General features: G+C 47.3%; 21 protein-coding genes and 1 riboswitch. Of the genes, 10 read left to right on the top strand and 11 right to left on the bottom strand.

Going from position 1 to position 20,055, the window contains the following annotated elements; translation table 11 throughout:
* Positions 1–61: 61 nt before the first annotated feature.
* Positions 62–484, bottom strand: a complete 423-nt coding sequence (locus tag ESP131_RS01890; protein ID WP_029342988.1) for a MarR family winged helix-turn-helix transcriptional regulator — start codon at positions 482–484, stop codon at positions 62–64.
* Between the two features lie 181 nt (positions 485–665).
* On the opposite strand from ESP131_RS01890, the gene ESP131_RS01885 reads away from it, so the two are divergent.
* Positions 666–1,121 carry a CBS domain-containing protein gene (locus ESP131_RS01885; RefSeq protein WP_047394102.1) on the top strand — a complete coding sequence of 152 codons (456 nt, stop codon included), beginning with the start codon at positions 666–668 and terminating at the stop codon, positions 1,119–1,121.
* 26 nt (positions 1,122–1,147) lie between these two features.
* Positions 1,148–2,386 carry an MFS transporter gene (locus ESP131_RS01880; protein ID WP_069940109.1) on the top strand — a complete coding sequence of 413 codons (1,239 nt, stop codon included), beginning with the start codon at positions 1,148–1,150 and terminating at the stop codon, positions 2,384–2,386.
* Between the two features lie 50 nt (positions 2,387–2,436).
* Here the strand turns inward: ESP131_RS01880 and ESP131_RS01875 are convergent, their stop codons facing one another.
* Entirely contained in the window at positions 2,437–2,862 is a 426-nt protein-coding gene (locus tag ESP131_RS01875; protein WP_047394110.1) for a DUF1801 domain-containing protein, read from the bottom strand.
* A 91-nt stretch (positions 2,863–2,953) separates the two neighbouring features.
* Between ESP131_RS01875 and ESP131_RS01870 the strand changes: the two genes are divergently transcribed.
* On the top strand, positions 2,954–3,301 hold the full coding sequence (locus tag ESP131_RS01870) for a WapI family immunity protein (RefSeq protein ID WP_047394116.1): 348 nt from the start codon (positions 2,954–2,956) through the stop codon (positions 3,299–3,301).
* Positions 3,302–3,367: 66 nt separating this feature from the next.
* On the opposite strand, the gene ESP131_RS01865 is transcribed toward ESP131_RS01870, so the two are convergent.
* Positions 3,368–4,540 carry a M20 family metallopeptidase gene (locus tag ESP131_RS01865; RefSeq protein WP_069940108.1) on the bottom strand — a complete coding sequence of 391 codons (1,173 nt, stop codon included), beginning with the start codon at positions 4,538–4,540 and terminating at the stop codon, positions 3,368–3,370.
* 139 nt (positions 4,541–4,679) lie between these two features.
* A complete protein-coding gene (locus ESP131_RS01860; protein WP_069940107.1) occupies positions 4,680–5,510 on the bottom strand; it encodes an SDR family oxidoreductase in 831 nt (276 codons plus the stop codon).
* A gap of 135 nt (positions 5,511–5,645) precedes the next feature.
* Here ESP131_RS01860 and ESP131_RS01855 point away from each other — a divergent pair, with 135 nt between their 5' ends.
* On the top strand, positions 5,646–6,515 hold the full coding sequence (locus ESP131_RS01855; RefSeq protein ID WP_069940106.1) for a hypothetical protein: 870 nt from the start codon (positions 5,646–5,648) through the stop codon (positions 6,513–6,515).
* 82 nt (positions 6,516–6,597) lie between these two features.
* Entirely contained in the window at positions 6,598–8,460 is a 1,863-nt protein-coding gene (gene htpG, locus ESP131_RS01850; protein ID WP_029342980.1) for a molecular chaperone HtpG, read from the top strand.
* 65 nt (positions 8,461–8,525) lie between these two features.
* On the opposite strand, the gene ESP131_RS01845 is transcribed toward htpG, so the two are convergent.
* The 3 genes from ESP131_RS01845 to ESP131_RS01835 form a co-directional block, all read right to left on the bottom strand.
* Positions 8,526–10,109, bottom strand: coding sequence for a Na+/H+ antiporter NhaC family protein (locus ESP131_RS01845; protein ID WP_069940105.1), 1,584 nt, complete (start codon positions 10,107–10,109; stop codon positions 8,526–8,528).
* Positions 10,110–10,220: 111 nt separating this feature from the next.
* Positions 10,221–10,399: riboswitch (Lysine riboswitch) on the bottom strand.
* A gap of 92 nt (positions 10,400–10,491) precedes the next feature.
* Positions 10,492–11,229, bottom strand: a complete 738-nt coding sequence (locus ESP131_RS01840) for a uracil-DNA glycosylase family protein (protein ID WP_047394122.1) — start codon at positions 11,227–11,229, stop codon at positions 10,492–10,494.
* 124 nt (positions 11,230–11,353) lie between these two features.
* Positions 11,354–11,674 (bottom strand): heme oxygenase, encoded by a 321-nt coding sequence (locus tag ESP131_RS01835; protein ID WP_023469797.1) that lies wholly within the window; start codon positions 11,672–11,674, stop codon positions 11,354–11,356.
* Between the two features lie 89 nt (positions 11,675–11,763).
* Between ESP131_RS01835 and ESP131_RS01830 the strand changes: the two genes are divergently transcribed.
* From ESP131_RS01830 to ESP131_RS01810, 5 genes are all read left to right on the top strand, one after another.
* Entirely contained in the window at positions 11,764–12,423 is a 660-nt protein-coding gene (locus tag ESP131_RS01830; RefSeq protein WP_069940104.1) for a methyltransferase, read from the top strand.
* A gap of 9 nt (positions 12,424–12,432) precedes the next feature.
* Positions 12,433–13,317, top strand: coding sequence for an ABC transporter ATP-binding protein (locus tag ESP131_RS01825; RefSeq protein WP_231925670.1), 885 nt, complete (start codon positions 12,433–12,435; stop codon positions 13,315–13,317).
* Complete coding sequence (locus tag ESP131_RS01820; RefSeq protein ID WP_029342975.1) at positions 13,314–14,120, top strand: ABC transporter permease subunit; 807 nt, start codon at positions 13,314–13,316, stop codon at positions 14,118–14,120. Before ESP131_RS01825 ends, ESP131_RS01820 begins: the two co-directional genes overlap by 4 nt.
* A 124-nt stretch (positions 14,121–14,244) precedes the next feature.
* On the top strand, positions 14,245–15,318 hold the full coding sequence (gene rlmN, locus ESP131_RS01815; protein WP_023469793.1) for a dual-specificity RNA methyltransferase RlmN: 1,074 nt from the start codon (positions 14,245–14,247) through the stop codon (positions 15,316–15,318).
* A gap of 63 nt (positions 15,319–15,381) precedes the next feature.
* Positions 15,382–16,818 (top strand): DEAD/DEAH box helicase, encoded by a 1,437-nt coding sequence (locus ESP131_RS01810; RefSeq protein WP_047394137.1) that lies wholly within the window; start codon positions 15,382–15,384, stop codon positions 16,816–16,818.
* Positions 16,819–16,839: 21 nt separating this feature from the next.
* Here ESP131_RS01810 and ESP131_RS01805 read toward each other — a convergent pair whose 3' ends face one another.
* The 4 genes from ESP131_RS01805 to ESP131_RS01790 form a co-directional block, all read right to left on the bottom strand.
* A complete protein-coding gene (locus ESP131_RS01805) occupies positions 16,840–18,156 on the bottom strand; it encodes an NAD(P)/FAD-dependent oxidoreductase (RefSeq protein WP_029342973.1) in 1,317 nt (438 codons plus the stop codon).
* Positions 18,157–18,232: 76 nt separating this feature from the next.
* Positions 18,233–18,868, bottom strand: a complete 636-nt coding sequence (locus ESP131_RS01800) for a nitroreductase family protein (protein ID WP_029342972.1) — start codon at positions 18,866–18,868, stop codon at positions 18,233–18,235.
* A 50-nt stretch (positions 18,869–18,918) separates the two neighbouring features.
* On the bottom strand, positions 18,919–19,554 hold the full coding sequence (locus tag ESP131_RS01795) for a nitroreductase family protein (RefSeq protein ID WP_029342971.1): 636 nt from the start codon (positions 19,552–19,554) through the stop codon (positions 18,919–18,921).
* Position 19,555: 1 nt separating this feature from the next.
* Positions 19,556–20,011, bottom strand: a complete 456-nt coding sequence (locus ESP131_RS01790; protein WP_029342970.1) for a MarR family winged helix-turn-helix transcriptional regulator — start codon at positions 20,009–20,011, stop codon at positions 19,556–19,558.
* Between the last annotated feature and the right edge of the window lie 44 nt (positions 20,012–20,055).

The raw sequence follows: 20,055 nt of genomic DNA, 5'->3' as shown, positions 1-20,055 counted from the left end.
ACGAAAAAACGGACGCGAAATCGATTGATTTCGCATCCGTTTTTTTAATGGTGTGATTCCGTTATCGTTCGCGCAAGGCACGATTAAATTGTTGGAGCAGGCGTCCAAAATCTTCGGCATCATCCGATGGCCAGTCCGTCAGGAGACGTTCGATGCTCGCGAGGCGCGCTGTCCGGTAAATCGTGAGCTCTTCTTGTCCTTTATCTGTGATGTGATAGAAGAAGGCACGTCCATCTGTCGGATCTTTTACTTTTTCAACAAGTTGCTTCTGATCGAGTGCCGCAGCTTGGCGACTGACGGTCGAGACATCAAGCTGAAGTTCACGGGCAAGTGTTTTAACACCGACCTTACCGGAATCCGCTAATTGTCGCAGTAACAGGTAGGAAGCACGATCCAAATTACGATTGTCTGCCGTCGCTGTCGTCAAGCGCCGGATCAGGATCGCTAACTCCAATTCAATGGTTTCGAGTGCTTGTTGAGACATCGGGTATCTCCCCTTTCAAAAAAGTCTCTCTGTCCCTCATGATTACCCAATGTGGATAAGCTGTCAATCCGAAAAGCAGGAGGCTTGACAGAGTTGTAGTTGTATTATACAATCATTTTTGTTCTTTTAATTGTATCATACAACTTTTTATATGAGAAACGAACGACAAAGGAGAATTCAGATGAAAGCTAATGAGTCGATGAAACAAGAAGTCATCACGGTAAACGATACAGATCTGATTCGGACGGTCATCGAACGATTCATTCAGTCTGGTATTAGCGGCGTTCCTGTCATCAATGCTGAGCAAGAAGTCGTCGGATATATCAGTGACGGAGATATCATGCGCGCGATCGGAAAACACAAGGACATCATCGTCGATACATTCTTATATGTAGATGTCATCAAAGGAGACGAAGAAGATTATGAAGACCGGATTCGTCATATCTTGAACCGACCTGTCATGGAACTGGCACGCCGGAAAGTCGTAACAGCGGACGCTGACACCGAAATGGAAGAGATTGCGGCGACACTTGGCGCAAAACGGATCAAAAAGCTTCCAATCCTTCAAGCAGGACGTCTTGTTGGGATTATTAGTCGAGGCGACGTCATTCGCCATTCGTTTAAACAGTTCATGTAACACATTCAATAGAAAGAAGGGACACTATGGCACTTGCTGAAAAAACAACGACGCTTGAGCCGGAAACGGTATTAGCAGAAAGCAAACATGGATTATTCCATCAACCGGTTGCTGTCTGGGCAGTCTTTTTCGCCAGTATTACAGCATTCATGGGAATGGGGCTCGTCAATCCTGTCTTACCGACGATTGCCGAGAATTTAGAAGCGTCAAAAAGTGAAGTAACGCTCTTATTTACAAGTTATAACGCCGTCATGGCATTCGCGATGTTAATTACAGGCGCGATCTCATCACGGATTGGTCAAAAAGGAACATTGATGCTCGGGATTGCCGTCATCGCAATCGTTGCTGGTTTTGCTTCGCAAGCAGACAGCATTTGGACGCTCGTCGCGTTACGCGGGGGATGGGGACTTGGGAACGCTTTGTTCGTCGCAACAGCACTCGCTGCGATCGTTTCGCTATCATCAGGCGGAACAGCAAAAGCGATCATTTTATATGAAGCAGCCGTTGGTCTCGGGATTTCGATTGGACCATTGTTAGGTGGAACGCTCGGTTCAATCACATGGCGCGCTCCATTCATGGGTGTTGCGACAATCATGGTCATCGCATTCCTCGTCTTGCTCTTCTTGATGCCAAAACCAGCAGCATCTGTCGCACCGAAACAGAAGTTATCATTAAATGCACCGTTTCAAGCGATGAAGCATCGTTCACTCTTGACGCTCGGGATCGTGGCGGCACTTTATAACGTTGGGTTCTTTACAATCATGGCCTATGCACCATTCGTCATGAAACTACCAGCGCAAGGACTCGGATTCGTTTTCCTCGGTTGGGGAATGTTGCTTGCGATCACATCGGTCTTAACGGCTCCGAAACTGAAACAATGGTTCGGAACAATCAAAGCGATGGTCATGATGTTGATCACATTCGCAATCTTGCTTCTATTAATGGGGATCTTCACGGAAACACCAGCCGTCGTCATCGTCTGTGTCATCTTAGCGGGAGCCGTGCTTGGGAATAACAACACGCTCATCACGACAGCTGTCATGGACGCAGCACCTGTCGAACGTTCGACAGCATCTGCGGCATACAGTTTCCTACGTTTTCTCGGGGCAGCCATCGCGCCATTCATGGCCGGTAAATTGGCTGAAATCTTCAACGCAAACCTACCGTTTTATGTCGGAAGTGGCTTTGTCCTCTTATCCGTCATCATCATCGGGGTCAATCTCAAACACATTTGCCATATCGATCGGACGGAAGGCGGACATTAATTTTAAAAAAACAGCCGAAGCGAATCTGCTTCGGCTGTTTTTGATTGAAATCAAGAAGGGTACCTGTCTCTTAACGTGCGGATCGAGTGCTCGATCATTTCCCGAAGTACGTCTAAATCGATGTCAGTCAGTCGTTTTACGTAGAGGCAGGATTTACCGCGTCGATACGTACCGAGACGGGCAAGTAGTCGTTCTGAGATTTCGTCTTCACCAAGCGCGAGATAAAGGACGAGATTCGTCTTGCGCGGAGAAAAGCCGACATAAAAGCTGTCGCCCTCGCGACCAGAGGCATAGCGATAATGGTAGGAACCAAAACCAATCAAGGATGAACCCCAAAGGACGGCTTCGTATTTCGTGACATCTTCGAAGAACTGACGTAATGTGATACCATCTGCTTGACGTAGTGGCGGTTCGACTTGTGCCAGAAAGACATCAACGGACTGTTCGATAGGACCTGTCTTTGGCGTATCAGACATAAGCAGACTCCTTTCGGATTAAGACGATACCAGTTACTTTTACTTTCGAGAAGTGCTAGTAAATATCCTGTGGCTCAGAGGTGGAAATCGAATGAAGCATCGCATCGTGTTTCGAGGAGAAGAAGGCAGTGTATCATGGGACATCTTACACGTCTATCCAACACAAGAAGAACTAACGATTCAGATGAAGGAACAAGATAGTGAACGCAACATTTCAGTTTCATTTGACGAATATGATCTGTTCATCCGTGCCTTTGCTCGCGTCCATGAGTCGTTACACGGTGAAGTCGTATTCGAGCAGGGCGTGATTCGTCTCCGTTTACGATATGACCGGCTTGGTCGTGTTTTCATCAGTTGGTCTGACGGACGAACAAGTCAAGAGTTTCGTAGTGATCAAAGTTATTTAAGTGAGGCGTTGGCACAGCTTGGTGTGTACTAAACTAAACACAGTAAAAGTAAAAGGAACGACTTTAGGTATTGCACCCGAAAGTCGTTCCTTTTTTATTTAAAGCGATGGAAGTGATTGATGTAATGGTGTGTTGATCAAGTTGAAGCAAAACGCAATCGTTTGTTCATACTCGGATAACGGAATCGACTCATCGACTTGATGCGCGAGACGAAAATCATGGAAAGAAGCAATCGCAATCGGAAATGCTTTTTTCGCTTGGCTGAACATCGCACCATCCGTTCCACCTGGGATGGCGATTTTTCGTGGTGTCACGCCGCTGACCTGTTCCATCGTATCTGCGACCTGTTGTAAGAAAGGTGCTTGTTCATCGGTTTCACAAGAAGGAATATCCTTAATGACGGTCACGCTCATGTCAAAGTCGGGATCTTCTGCAACAAGTCGACGCTCAATATCCGTAAAGGCAGCAAGTACGTCCGCTCGACCGAATCCAGGAATCGTCCGGATATCCATATAAAACGAAGCCTGACTCGGAACGACGTTTGGTCCCTCGCCTCCTGAAATCGATGTGATTGACGCTACGACCGGACCGAGTGCCGAGTGATGATTCGTCGTGATCGAGAAGCGTTCCGATTTCACTTCCTGAATGACACGATACATGTCATCAATCGCATTACGTCCCAGTTGCGGGGCAGAACTGTGTGCACTTTTCCCGCGGCATGTCACTTCGATCCCGACGACACCTTTTTGTGCATAACCGATCATCCCACTCGTCGGTTCTGTGATTAGTAGAGCATCTAAATCATCCGCATACCCTTGTTCGGTCAAATGACGAGCTCCTGTCATTCCATTCTCTTCATCGGATGTAATCAGAAGTTTGACGGTGTTCGGACGGTTTTGACGTTCCTTGTATTGAATGAGCGCTTGCACCATCGCCATGACACCTGATTTCATATCTGAAGCCCCACGACCATAAATGCGTCCGTCTTCGATTTCACCACCGTATGGATCTTTCGTCCAGCCGTCTCCTTGGACAGGAACCGTATCGAGATGACCAGATAATCCGAGTACAGCAGGACGTGAAAATTCCTCGCTCGCAGGAACGATCGCGACGAGACAGATTCGTTTTGGTGAGACTTCAATCCATTCTGTCGAGATCTGATGATCAACCAGTACATCGTACACATAACGTGCGACGACTTCTTCTCCGTCCATTGGGTTGACGCTTGGAATTTGAAGACACCGTTGTAAGTAAGTAATTGCTGTTTGCATAAGTATTTCCCCCTTTACCTATCCTGTACCCTGATAAAAATACTTCAGGGAGGTAAACGAATTCGTAAAATAATTTACGGGGCTGAACGTCTTGAGATAAAAGAAAACGGTGCAACCAGAGGGTTACACCGTACCTTGCTCATTCACTTTTTTCTGCTTCGTCTTTCCATTTCGAATCGATTAACATCTCTCCCGGCCATGTATAAGCCATGATACCGCCGTCTGCTGTGATGTCCTCACCTGTGACATATGAGCTGTCGTTAGAAGCAAGGAAGAGGGCGACCGTTGCCATCTCGCGTGGTTTACCGAGTCGTCCGAGTGGTGTGATCCAAGCGTTCGCATCGCGGAACTGTTTACCTTGCTCTTTTTCTTTTTCACCAACAAGTGTATCGATGAGTGGTGTTTCGATTGTTCCTGGCGACAACGAATTGACACGAATGCCATGACGCGCATAATCGATTGCCATCGCGCGTGTGAAGTTCGCAATCCCGCCTTTCGCTGCGTTATAACCGGACCGGTTCAAGTCAGCTGCACGACCAGACATCGATGATGTATTGATGATTGAACCACCGTTATCAAGCATGAGTGGAATCAAGAATTTACTGACGAGGAATGTACCGCGCAAGTCGACCGCGATGATCCGATCGAAGAGATCGATGGGATACTCATGGACTTTCCCGCCTTGTTCATCGATTCCGGCATTATTGAAGAGGACGTCGACCGTACCGTATGTCTCTTTGATGTGCTTCGCAAGTTGCTCGACACTCTCGACGTCTGAGACGTCAACATGGACGGCTTCCGCTTTTCCACCGTGTTGTGTAATCTGTTCTACTGTTTGTTGTGCTTTTTCAAGTGAGACATCGGCACAGATGACCGTTGCTCCCTGTTCTGCGAAGACAAGGGCGGTCGCTTGTCCAATCCCTGTTGCCGAGCCGGTAATGACAGCTACTTTTTGATCGAGTCTACCCATTGCTAAATCCCTCCCAAGTCATATCGTTCACCTTATGAAACATTCCCGGAGAAATAGAGATTAAACCCATCGATGCGTCTAGTGTTGGTGGATAGGGGGTACATCTACAACAGCACAATCGCTGTAAAAAGGGAGATGAGAACGCTGACATCCGATCAATGGCATCTTGCCAAAAAATTATTACACGAAGCCGTCCAGTACCAAATGACACTCGAGAAGAGTGCATTTGCAAGTGAATTGATCGACCAAACGACACCTGTCCTCTGGTTTGGTGATGCGACGCGTAGCAGTTGGGTAACGATCGCGACGAACCCATCCCGATCACAGTTTTTAGACCGAACAGGTGCATTACGATTTGACGAGCAAGGTCCACTTTTCATACGTCCACAATCCATGACGTGGAATGCGTATTTACAAGAAGAGACATTGACGGAATCGATCCGACGCTTCAATCGTTACTTCAAACAACCAAATGTGTACCGAACCTGGTTCGGTCGACCAGGTGGCGGTAAGCTCGAAGGATTCTTGAATGGATTGGGTGCGTCGTTTTACGAGAAGACGTTTGATCCAGTCATTCACTTGGATTTTTTCCCGTTTCCGACACACCACTACATGGGAGCAATCAAAGAACGCAGAGTGTTGGAAGATAGTCCGTTCGGTCAGACATTTTTGTTACGCCTGCTCGAACTGTTTTCGATAAAAGGAATCATCCTGCTCGGGAAGGAACACACGGAACGATTTGCGAAGCTTGAACCAGACATCGATTGGACGATCTATCGACCGACGGATTATCCGGACGCGATTTTTCAAGTCGGCGTCTCGTCACGATTTCAGGTACCCGTTGTCGGGCTCCACTTCAAACCAAGTGAGCAGTTCATCGGTCTCGGTAATCGAAAGGATGAAAACGGCGTCAGTCATGGCACCTACGGGTCAGCAGAGCACTTACGTCAAATTGGAGAGATTGTCTTTGAAAAAGTCGCGACATACAGTGAAAAAGGAGATTGACAGATATTTCGAACTCCCTAATAATAGGAGATGAATTAGCACTCTATATGATTGAGTGCTAAAAAAGGGAGGCAGAATGAGCATGGAAACGAAACAATTTAAGGCGGAATCAAAACGATTGCTGGAGATGATGATTCATTCCATCTATACGCATAAGGAGATTTTCCTGCGCGAATTGATCTCGAATGCAAGTGACGCCATGGATAAGATGTACTATAAAGCATTGACGGACGAGACGATTTCGTTCGAGAAGGAACACTACAAAATTACGATTGAACCAAACAAAGAAGCGCGTCAACTGATCATTCGTGATACGGGAATCGGAATGACGAAAGAAGAACTAGAAGAGAATCTCGGTACGATCGCGAAGAGTGGATCGCTTGCCTTCAAGGCAGAGAACGAGGCACAAGATGGTCATGATATCATTGGTCAATTCGGTGTCGGATTCTATTCTGCATTCATGGTCGCAGACGTCGTCACCGTCGTTACGAAACCGTTCGGCAGTGCAGTCGCTTATAAATGGGAATCTCGTGGTGTCGAAGGTTATACGATCGAGGAGGTCGACAAAGAAACCGTCGGAACGGAGATTACGCTCCACATCAAGGCGAACGAGGAAGAAGAATCGTATGACGAATACCTCGAGACATATCGTTTGCGCAGTATCATCAAAAAATACTCGGACTTCATCCGTTATCCGATCGAGATGAAGGAACTCGAACGTCAGCCAATCGAAGGCAGTGATGAGACGGAAGAGGTCGAAGTCGTCAAGACGATCAACAGCATGGTGCCGATCTGGCGGAAGAACAAACGGGAATTGACAGACAAGGACTATACGAACTTCTACCAAGAGAAGCGGTATGGTTTTGACACACCGGCAAAACACATTCATATCAGTGTCGATGGTGCCGTTCGTTATCAATCGATCTTATTCATTCCGGAGCAGGCACCGTACGATTATTATTCGAAGGAATTTGAAAAAGGTCTCGAGCTTTATGCGAATGGTGTCTTGATCATGGAAAAATGCAGTGACTTGCTGCCGGACCATTTCAGTTTCGTCAAAGGAATGGTCGACTCGGAGGACTTATCGCTCAACATCTCGCGTGAACTTCTACAACACGATCGTCAATTGAAGCTGATCGCGAAAAACATCCAAAGTAAGATCAAGACACAACTTGAAGCCCTCTTGCGTGAAGATCGCGCGAAGTACGAAACGTTCTATCAAGCGTTCGGACGTCAGCTGAAGTTCGGTATGTACAATGATTACGGCATGCACAAGGAACAGGTGCAGGACCTCATCCTCTTCTACTCGGCGAAGGAGAAGAAGTTGATCACACTCGCGGAATACGTCGCAGCGATGCCAGAAGATCAAGCGCATATCTACTACGCCGCTGGTGAGAGTACGAATCGTTTAGATAAGTTACCACAATCCGAGCTCGTCCGTGATAAAGGATACGACATCTTGTACTTCACGGAAGAGATCGATGAGTTCGCGATCCAGATGCTCGTGACGTACAACGAGAAGACGTTCAAGTCGGTCACGAGTAGCGATCTAGGGATTGAAGCAGAAGAAGCGGAGACGACGGACGCACAAGCAGAGATGTTCCAAGCGATGCAGGAAGTGCTAAGTGGACAAGTCAAGGAAGTTAAGGCATCGACGCGTCTCAAATCGCATCCCGTCTGTTTTGCGACGGATGGCGCCGTCTCGATCGAGATGGAGAAAATCCTGAAGGCGATGCCGAATAACGAAGGGGTAGAAGCGGTCAAGATTCTTGAATTGAATCCGTCACACGCGGTATTCCACTCTCTTGAAACGGCGTATCAAAACGATCGTTCGAAATTCGAGCGCTATACCAAACTGATGTACCAACAAGCATTGCTTGTCGAAGGGCTTCCACTCGAGGATCCAGTAGCGTTTGCGAATGATGTGTGTTTACTGATGGTGTGAAACGAATAGATATAAAAAAGGCATTGGATGCGCGCATCCAATGCCTTTTTTCGTAAAATGCTACATTAATCCGTCTGTAAATCCGAAGCGGTTTCTCCTTTTTTTGAGAGAACGTTCAAGACGACGATGAAGAGTACGAATGTGACAAGAGCTCCGATGAAACCGTAGACCGAAGACTCCGTGAAACCGATGACTAAATAACCGACTGCTGCAGTGACGGCACCGACTAGCGCATACGGTAACTGTGTCGTAACGTGGTCGATATGATGTGATCCAGCCCCTGTCGAACTGAGGATCGTCGTATCGGAAATCGGTGAACAATGGTCACCGAAGACAGATCCAGCAAGAACGGCAGCAAGCGTCGGTAACAAGAGTGAGGCATCGACAGCCATGACGAGATCCGCACCGATTGGCAACATGATCCCGAATGTGCCCCAACTTGTTCCTGTCGAGAATGCCATCAAGCCGGCAATCAAGAATAACAAGAATGGCAAGTACGAAGCAGAAATCGAGTTGCTGACGAAGCTTGCAAGATAGTCACCGGTTTTCATGTCACCGATGACAGCGATGATCGTCCAAGCGAATAACAGAATCACGACTGCTGGCCACATCGAACGCATACCAGCAACGATGCTTACCCGGTAATCGCGACCCGGAATTTTCCGTCCGATCAGCATCAGGAAAGCGACGATTAAACTAATGACGACACCTGCGACGAGTGAACGTGTGACGTCTGTCGATTCAAATGCTCCAATTAAAGTAAACGGGCGATTGTCGGCAGCAAGTGCCTGAGCACCTGTTCCGAGCAACGCACTGATCGTAGCGATGACGAGAACGACGATCGGAACGACGAGATCCCGTACTTTTCCATTCGTATGTTCGTTGACCTCTTTTGCCATCCCCATCGGTGTTCCTTTTGATGCATCAAAAAGTTCACCTTTCGCGGCACGACGTTCATGCTGTTTCATCGGTCCGACAGAGACGCCAGAGTAAGCGATGTAAAGTGTTAAAAGTAACGCGAAAATCGCATAGAAGTTCATTGGAACGATCATCATGAAGGCACTAAACGCTGAGTAATCCGTAATCGAGTGCGTCGTTAAGATACCGGCGATGATGGAGATGATGAATGCGCCCCAACTCGAAAGCGGACTGATGACACAAACAGGCGCAGCTGTTGAGTCGATCAAATAGGCAAGTTTCGCTCGTGAGACACCACGACGATCCGTTAACGGACGACTAACGTTTCCGACAGCAAGACTATTGAAGTAATCATCGATGAAAATCAAGATACCGAGTCCGAAGGCGACTAAGCGTGCACCACGCGCCGTTTTGACGTGCGTAGAAGCCCATTCACCGAAGGCACGAGCGCCACCTGATGTCTGAATGAGCGTGGAAAGGACGCCGAGCAATAACAAGAAGACAAGTAATAAGACGTTCCACTCGTTCAAGGCACCGTCCGCCCAAAACAGGCTGAAGATGTTCTTGCCGAGATAGGTTATCGTATCGATCGGATTAAAACGGTGGAGTAACAGGGCACCGACGAGAATGCCGACACCTAACGAAAGAACGACCTTTCGTGTAAAGATGGCTAATAAGATAGCTAGTAAAGCAGGTACAAGGGCAATGATGGAATCTGAATAGTTGACCATGAAAAATATCCTCCTCTTTAATAAATGGCTTAAAGATGAGACCCCGCGGCACAAAAAAAGCAAGGGCACCGGCAACAAAGCCGACACCCTCGCTGGATGCGTCTTTCTTAGCCGAATTGGAGCGCTCCATACAAGTACTATGTATGGCAATCGATCGGGTGTTTCCCGAATCGACCAACGACGATATGTTAGACACATACTGTCATTTCGGCGATGTCACCTTTCCTGTAGTCGTCTTCGTTGTCATCCTCGGACCAAGTACTGATTGAAATCGCGCCTCTACCTCATCGATAGAATAGTCATATTCTGTTCTTATGGACACTTTATCATGTAATTCAGAAACGATTCAACCATATATTCTGATAATTTAAGATAAAGTTATTTATTCAGCAAAATGTTGAATGAGCTGTTTCATCAAATAGGCTTGGTTTTCTTCGAATTGTTTTTTTCGATGACCATTCGCACCAGAGGGATGAGGGAATCCCGAAAGAAGCTGATGCTGTTCGATTCGTCCGTCATGAATCAACCCACGGACTTGTGTCTCGACGACACGACCGAGCGGAATCAATAGCGCCGGTTCGCGTAGCTGATTGATTTCAGCGACGAAGTGTTCTTCTGCATAATGTTTTAGCAAAGGACTACGGCTGATTTTCGGTTGATGACCCGAGTAATTCTTTTCGCGATAAAAGACGGGTTGCTTTAACAGCGACGTCGGTTGCAATAATTTTTGATGTTGATGAAATAAGCTAGCTGTCGTCTCAATTCCGAGCAATGCTGGAAGTTCGAGTGTATCAAGCATCTGAACGAGGTTACGTCGCATCGTTCCGGCAAAGCTTGCTGTATATTTGACGAGGCGTGCCGTCTCTTCTAATGAAACACCATGATGGAGGGCATCCGTCGCTTCTTCGAAAGCGATTCGCATCTGTTCAAAACCTGGTGTGATCCCGATGATGACGACTTTTGCTTCAGTATTGACATATTCGCCAATCGGAGAGTAATAGACGGTCAGCTCGTTCTCCTGTTGCAATAAAAAATCGTCCGTCCATAATTCATCACGTCGTAACGTACGATCGTCAGGTAAGCTACGAATGGCTTGTTCAAATATAGTTAATGAATTCATGAAGGACCCTCTCTCTCTGTAATGGCACTATGATAACAAATAATACCATTTGTGACAATTCGACCCTTTCACTATTTGTATATAGGTATCTAAAAAAGGACTCGAGACGAGTCCTTTTCGTGCATCATGCGCGTTCTTTGACCGAAGCGACTTCATATGTCAGAATCTCGCTGCCGAGCATTGGCGATTCTCCTGCCTCACTACTCGCAGGTCGACTATGTGACGCTTTGAAATCGTCACTTTCCCGCCACGCTTGAAAACTCTTCATGTCTTCCCAGTACATGTTGACGTTCATTTCATCGTGTTCTTCGATATTTTGCGTCAATAAGACCTCGACGCGGATGAATCCGTCCATCGTATCGAGTCCACTTGGACGCGTAAAACGAGGAGCGAGAGCTGCAGCCATCCCTTTTTTGACTTTAATCCGGTTCGTAACGACGATCATCATAAAATCCCCTTTCAAAAAACGAGTAACGTACTTCTTCAGTATAGTACGATGAGGGTAAGAATGCCGGAAAGAAGGAACAAAAGACGATGAATGAACAGGAATACGATCAACGATTACGAATCGAGACCATTGAGATGCAACATCTATATGGTGTGTTTAGTCACTATAATCGATATGAACCGACACCTTATGCGGCACTAGACGAATTATGCGAAACCTATCCGTTTCAAAAACAGGACACTGTCATTGATTTCGGGTGTGGGAAAGGGCGTTTGAACTTTTACTTACACGACCGATTCGATTGTTCCGTCATCGGAATCGAGATGAATGGACAATTTTACGAAGATGCGCTTCGGAACATGGCGAATTACGAAAGTAGACGAAAGCGACGTTCGGGAAGTTTACGATTTGAACAGGCGTATGCTGAGCAGTACGTCATTCCGGACGAGGCGAATAAGTTTTATTTCTTCAATCCATTCTCTTCCCAAATTTTCATGAAAGTGATTGATCAGATTTTAAGTTCGGTCGAGCGTTCCTCGCGTTCGGTAGATCTCATCTTGTATTACCCGACCGATGAATACCGGGAATATTTAGAGCGACATACCGTATTCGAGCAAGTCGATGAGATTCGATTACGAGACCTCTACGAAAAAAATCATGACGAGCGGTTCGTCATCTATCGCTTTGATCCGAACAAACTGCTTCAAAACGGGTATGAATACAGTGATGAGAAAAATAGGGGATGAGGAGGTCGGATGATGATCCGTTTGGAGCATGTCACGAAAGAGTTTGCACCGGGGCGTGGGATATTCGATGTCAGTTTTACAGTTGATCCGGGTACGATATTCGGTTTCATCGGACCAAACGGATCTGGAAAATCAACGACACTCCGACATTTGATGGGATTACTGGCTGCGGACGATGGAAAGGCGACGATCGGTGGTTTTGATTGCTGGAAGCAAAGTAAAGAAGTGAAGCAATTGGTCGGTTATTTGCCGGGAGAAATTAGTTTGCCTGGAGACATGACAGGAGCAGACATGCTCGATTTGATGCAACGACTGCATGGTAGTGACCTGGCACGGCGACAACTGTTGTTGAAACGCTTTCCCTTTGAGACGAAGACAAAAATCCGTAAGATGTCAAAAGGGATGAAACAAAAACTGGCACTTGTCGGTTGCTTTATGAAGGACGCACCCGTCTATCTCCTTGATGAGCCGACCAGTGGACTGGATCCTTTGATGCAGGAGTGTTTTTTAGAGTGGATCGAACAGGAGAAGCATGCTGGAAAAGCGATTCTGATGAGTTCACACCACTTTCCGGAGATGGAAAAATCGTGCGATCGAGCGGCTTTAATCAAAGCAGGGCGCATCATCGTCGAATCGGATATTCATGAGTTGGTTCGATCGAGTCGAAAGACATACACGATCGTCTTCCGAACGGAGGTGGAGGCGGCACAGTTCGCGATGCAAGTCGGTGTTGAATCGAAGCGGCTGGAAGTCAGTTTTCAAACGGACGAGACACTGAGCTTAAATCAGGCGATCGCTTATTTGACCCAGTATGATGTACGGCTGATTCGTCCGTCAGCAGATGATTTAGAACAGGTCTTCTTGCATTATTATGGAGAGGAGGAATCGTCGTGATAGTGCTGATCCGCTCTTTATTCAAGCAGGTCAGAAAGCCCGTGCTTGCTTACGCGATTGGAACGAGTCTCTACTTATTGATGCTTGCGTTGCTTTATCCATCGATGATGAAGACCGGTTTGCTAGAAGCGAAGCTAGAAGCGTTACCTCCGGAGGTCTTAAAAGCATTTCAATACGATAAGGTGACAGGATTCGATAATGTACTGGATCTGCTCGGTGGGAACTATTATGGACTGATTTTTCAAGTCATTGCGAGTCTATTCCTGCTCTCATTAGCAGCGCGCCTCGTTGCGCGACCGATCGACAACGGAGAGCTGATCGTCTATCTCGCAGCCCCGATCACACGGAATGCGTATACGTTTGCTGTCGCGATCGTCATGGGTATCGCAAGTATGGTTCTCGTAGGACTGAATGGACTTGTCTTGATGGTGGCTGACTGGTGGATGACAGATATTTCAATCAATGACGTCATCTTATGGCGGATTCAACTCAATGCGCTATTGTTACTCTTGGCGATCGGTGCCTTTACGTTATTCGTTGCGACGTTATTTGATGAAGAACGTCGTGCTTTTTCGCTTGCTGGTAGTGTACTGGTTCTATCGATCGTCTTGACGATTCTGTCGGAACTAAGTGACAAGACTGAGTGGCTCCGTTATCTATCCGTCTTCTCCTTATTCAACACGACGCAACTATTAGAAGGAACCGATCATTTTCTTCTTCACTCCATTCTTTTACTCATCCTCTGTCTCGTGTTCTTGACCGGGGCATTTGTTCAATTCGGGCGTCGGAGTCTGTCGATTTGATCGAAAGTGGCGCAAAAACTTTACAGAAAGTGAACATTTAGGATTTGAACGTTGCGTCACGCGCTGATTTTTACTAAGATAAAGGAATGTTGTAGTTCTGGAAAAAGAAATGAGGTCTTTCGAAATGAATAAACCATCCATTTATGGATTAACGCTTGAGCAGATGACAGAATGGTTATCGAATCAAGGGCACAAACCATTCCGTGCCAAACAAGTATGGGACTGGCTCTACCGTAAACGTGTCACGACTTTCGCGGAAATGACGAATGTCAACAAGGATTGCCTTGAGTTGTTAGATCAGAGTTTTACGATTGACTCGATGACAGAAGCGGTCAAGCAAGAATCAGCAGACGGAACAATCAAGTTCCTTTTCAAATTATATGATGGCAACTTGATTGAAACGGTTCTGATGCGTCATAAGTACGGTCTTTCTGTCTGTGTTACGACGCAGGTTGGCTGTAACATCGGCTGTAGCTTCTGTGCAAGTGGTCTCATCAAGAAGAGCCGTGACTTGTCAGCAGGCGAAATCGTCGAGCAGATCATGAACGTCCAGCATCACCTCGATGCCGTCGGTAACGAAGAACGTGTCAGCCACGTCGTCGTCATGGGTATCGGTGAACCGTTCGATAACTTCGACAACATGGTCGACTTCTTGAACGTCATCAAGGACCACAATGGTCTTGCAATCGGCGCGCGTCACATCACGGTTTCAACAAGTGGTTTGGCAGACAAGATCTACAAGTTTGCTGACTTGAAACTCCAAGTCAACTTAGCGATCTCACTTCACGCACCAAACAATGAATTGCGTACGCAAATCATGAAAATCAACCGGGCGATTCCGCTTGAGAAATTGATGCCAGCGATCGATTATTACGTTCAAACGACGAACCGTAAAATCACGATCGAGTACATCTTGCTTCGTGGCGTCAACGACCAAAAGGAACACGCAGTCGAACTCGCGAAACTGTTCGAAGACAAACGTCACCTGACGTATGTCAACTTGATTCCGTACAACCCGGTCGATGAGCACGGTCAATATCAGCGCAGTACGTCTGAAGACATCACAACGTTCTACGATACGTTGAAAAAGAACGGCTTAAACTGTGGTGTTCGTCTTGAGCACGGAACAGACATCGATGCTGCGTGTGGTCAATTACGTAGTAAGCAAATCAAAAAAGATAAAGTAGCATCCAAATAATTCGTTGGGCTTCTCATCGTTTCGGTGGGAAGCTTTTTTTACGATAAGAAATGAGGACATCCGATGACACGTACACAATTTAATGATTTTAACTTAAGCACACCGATTCTCGATTCAATCGAGCAACTCGGTTATACGACACCAACCGAAGTTCAACAATCCGTCATTCCCGTCGTATTGTCTGGAAAAGACGTCATCGTCAAATCACGGACAGGGAGCGGGAAAACGGCATCGTTTGCGATTCCACTCTGTGAACTCGTCGAGTGGGAAGAAAATAAACCACAAGTTTTAGTCTTGACGCCAACACGTGAGCTTGCTTTGCAGGTCAAAGAAGACATCATGAACATCGGTCGTTATAAGCGGATCAAAGCGACTGCCGTCTTCGGCAAGCAACCGTTCCGCGGGCAAGTCACGGAGCTCAAGCAAAAGACACACGTCGTCGTCGGTACACCGGGTCGCGTACGCGATCATATCGAGCGGGGCACGTTATCGCTTGAGAAAGTCCGTTACGTCGTCTTAGATGAAGCGGATGAAATGCTGAATATGGGCTTCTTAGATCAAGTCGATGCCATCTTGTCCGAGTTACCAAAAGAGCGGATGACACTGTTGTTCTCTGCGACCTTCCCTGAAGATATCGCACAGCTAAGTGACCGTTACATGGACGCGCCGAAACGAATCGAAGCAGGCGAGACGGTCGTCTCGACGATCACACATAGTTATATTTCGGTAACGGAAAAGACGAAATTCGCGATTTTGAAAGATGTTCTCGTCGCTGAAAACCCGGATCGCTGCATGATCTTCTGTCGGACGAAAGAACACGTCGATTTCGTCGCGAATGGTCTCCGCGCACATGACTATCCGGTTGAAGCAATTCACGGTGGAATGGAACAAGACGATCGACTTGATGCGATGAAAGCCTTCCGTGCCGGGAAGTTCCGAATTCTCGTCGCAACAGACGTCGCAGCACGCGGCATCGATATTGAAAACATCACGCATGTCATCCAGTATGATCTCCCTGTCGAACGGGAAAGTTACGTGCACCGGACCGGTCGGACGGGACGTGCAGGAGCAGCAGGACAAGCGATCAGTCTCGTCACGCCGGCAGACGAACGTCGTCTCAAGGAAATCGAGCAGTATCACGGGAAGCTGACTCGTCGCCAAGCACCGACAGAAAAGGACTTGATGCGGACAGCGGATGCGTTCGAAGAGAAGATGGCGACGGAAGATACGCGTTCTTCGAAAACGGAGCAGCTTGATGCGGACATCATGAAATTGTTCTTTAACGGCGGGAAAAAGAAAAAACTCCGTGCCGTCGACTTCGTTGGAACGATCGCGAAGATTGAAGGCGTCACAGCAGACGACATCGGCATCATCTCGATTCAGGATACGTTGACGTATGTCGATATCCTCAACGGGAAAGGTCCGCTTGTCCTCCGGGCGATGAAGACGACGAAGGTCAAAGGGAAACAATTGAAAGTGTACGAAGCATTCAAGAAATAAGACAAGCCGGTCGTTCTCCGCTTAGGCGAAGAGGGACCGGCTGTTTTGTGTCAAGGCATGTCCGAGATGAATTCCGCTTGCGGCTGCTTGGGCAAGCGAGTGCGTTGCACCGGAACAATCCCCGATTGCATAGACACGGGGACATGTCGTCTCAAACGTTTCTGACGTCTCAAGCATAGGTGCGTAAAACTTACCATCTAATCCGTAAAGTAACGTATCTTCCGGAAGTTCCGTCTCAAGGAGTCGCTCAAGACGCTCCAAAAAACCGTCTAAGACGAGCAGGTCTTCCGCAGGCACTTCCACGTGTAAATCTCCAGGGGAAGCAACTAGCGAAGGGATGATTCCGTTATGAAGCAATTGATCCGTTGTCGTCGCTTGCGATTTTCGAAAATCACCGAGTCGTTGAACGAGAATGCGATCCTGTCCTTGATTGATTCCTCCGATAATGCACGTGGCATACGCATTCGCTTTCGCTAGTGTCGAAAAATAACGCGGGAGAAATAGTGTAAAGTTCAGATTTGTCGAACCGTCTGCCGACTCGTGGACATTTTGACCATCCGGCATGACGAGTCCTTCTTGATATTTGCGGATGATCCGTCCGCGCGGATTCATGCAATAGGTGACGGCTTGACCGTAAGGCGAGTCGTAACCGAGCTTCGTCTCGAACGTCTCCTGTAACAATGTCCGAAATAGTACTTCATCCGTCTCAATCCGCACCCCGAGATCAAGTCGAGTCCGCTGTGGGGTGACACCAAGCGTCGCTAATTGGTGCAACGTAAAGTCCGCACCAGAACGACCCGTCGCGAACACGATTCGTTGACTGACGAAAATCTCGTCCGCTGTTTTGATCGCAAACGGCTCCGATTTCGTAATTTGCTCGATCGTCGTTTCGAACCGGACATCGAGACGTGGTAATAAGGCGTCTTCAAACGCTGTGAAGACGGCAGCGGTTCGTGCCGTGCCTAAATGACGGACGGTCGTCTCGACCGTGTGCAGACCGGCGCGACGGGCACGAGACGCTACAGTAGGGGAATGCGTCGAGTATGTCTCGACTGTACCTCCACCATATGTACATAAGAGATCATCGACTTCTTGGAACAGTCGTCGTGTTGTCTCTTCACCGATTTTTGAGACGAGTTCGCCGCCGAATCCCGTCGCATAATTGAACTTTCCTTCTGATTTGCCAAGCCCTGCGAATCCAAGATACGCATCTTCTGTCGTTCGTTCACGGATTGGTTTTCCGGCGTCAATCAATAAGACGCGTTGCCCATCTTCAACAAGCTGATGGGCGAGGAAAATTCCTGCCACACCGGCTCCGATAATCGTCACATCATACATCACTGACAGCTCCTTTTCTTTGAGTATACAAAAAAGCCGGATTCCTATGAAAGGAATCCGGACTAGGTGATATCGCTTATTTCCACTCTGCGATGTCAGCGATTGGTAGACGAACCGATGGGTATCCTGCGTCCACTGCTTTACCGATTGAAAGCAACATGACTGGGAGATAACGCTCTTTTTCAAGACCGAATGCTTCTGCGATTTGGTCTTTCTCGTAACCACCGATTGGGTTTGTATCGTAACCGTGTGCACGAGCAACGAGCATCAATTGCATCGAAACGAGACCTGAGTCGATCAAGATGCTATCACGTAATGTTTCAACGTCTTCTGGACGGTAGAAACCTTTGATAGCTGGTACTTGGCGATCACGTACTTCTTGTGGCATAAGCCCTTTTTCAACAGCCATGTCGTAGATTGTCTCGATGCTGTCGACCGCGTTCATGTCACCGAAGACGGCGATGACAGCAGAAGATGTCTCGACTTGAACTTGGTTGAATTTCGCGAGTGGTGCGAGTTTCGCTTTACCTTCTTCGCTATCGATGACGAGGAAACGCCATGGTTGCATGTTAACTGAAGATGGAGCAAGTGTTGCTTCTTCAAGGATTTGTGTCATTTCTTCTTTTGAAATTTTTACGTTTGTGTCGTAGTTGCGAATCGAGCGGCGTCCTTTGACGATTTCCATGAAGTCCGTTGTTGTTTGAGTAGTCATAATTATTCAATCTCCCTTGTGTGTTTTCTCTTTTTTATAGTGTAAAAAACTTATTTCCAGTCTGCGATATCGTTGATTGGTAGGCGAACCGATGGATATCCAGCGTCGACTGCTTTACCGATCGATAGCAACATGACCGGTACATAGCGTTCTTTTTCAAGACCGAATGCTTCCGCGATTTGATCTTTCTCGTAACCACCGATTGGGTTTGTATCATAACCGTGTGCACGAGCGACTAGCATCAATTGCATCGAGACGAGACCCGAGTCGATCAAGATGCTGTCTTTCAAATCGTTCGCCGATACACTGCTGTACATCCCTTGGATCGCTGGTACTTGGCGATCGCGTACTTCTTGTGGCATGAGTCCTTTTGCAACAGCTGTATCGTAGATGTTCTCGAGTTGATCAACAGCGTTCATGTCGCCGAAGACGGCGATGACAGCAGAAGATGTCTCGACTTGAACTTGGTTGAATTTCGCGAGTGGTGCAAGTGTTGCTTTACCTTCTTCGCTATCGATGACGAGGAAACGCCATGGTTGCATGTTGACGGAAGAAGGTGCGAGTGTTGCTTCTTCAAGGATTTGTGTCATTTCTTCTTTTGAGATCTTCACGTCTGTATCGTAGTTACGAATCGAACGGCGTCCTTTGACGATTTCCATGAAGTCTGTTTGAGTTTGCGTTGCCATATTAAATCGACTCCTCTTTTAATTTAGGTAATGTGTCGGCGTTCGCTTCGATGCGTTGAATCATCTCAGCTAACGTCCGTTGTTCTTCAGCGGAGAATCCTTCGAGTAAGTTCTCGAGGAACTCATCTTTTTGTTCGCGTAATCGTGCGATGCGCGTCGCCCCTTGTTCCGTTAAGGAAACAAGAATCACCCGATTGTCAGCGGCTGAACGCTCACGAGCAATCATCCCGGTCGATTCTAGGTGTTTGAGGTGACGGGTCACCGCCGCGTGATCGACATTGACGCGTTTTTGCAATTCTTTTTGACTGATCGTTTGATCGACTTGTAGTTGAGCAAGTAGATCCATTCGCGTCTGACTGAAACCATCCGTACAGAGATCGAATTTTTGAGCAATCGTCTTATTGACGGAGACGAGTGCATAGATCAAACGTCCTTTTTCGTTGCAGGAAATACTCAATCCATCACATCCTTCCCTTCGTTCGAAGAAACCTTTGACGTATC

The sequence above is a fragment of the Exiguobacterium sp. U13-1 genome (assembly GCF_001750115.1).
GTDB classification, from domain to species: domain Bacteria; phylum Bacillota; class Bacilli; order Exiguobacteriales; family Exiguobacteriaceae; genus Exiguobacterium_A; species Exiguobacterium_A acetylicum.
The sequence above is the reverse complement of the archived record's forward strand: the minus strand, read 5'-3'. Positions and strand labels throughout refer to the sequence as shown.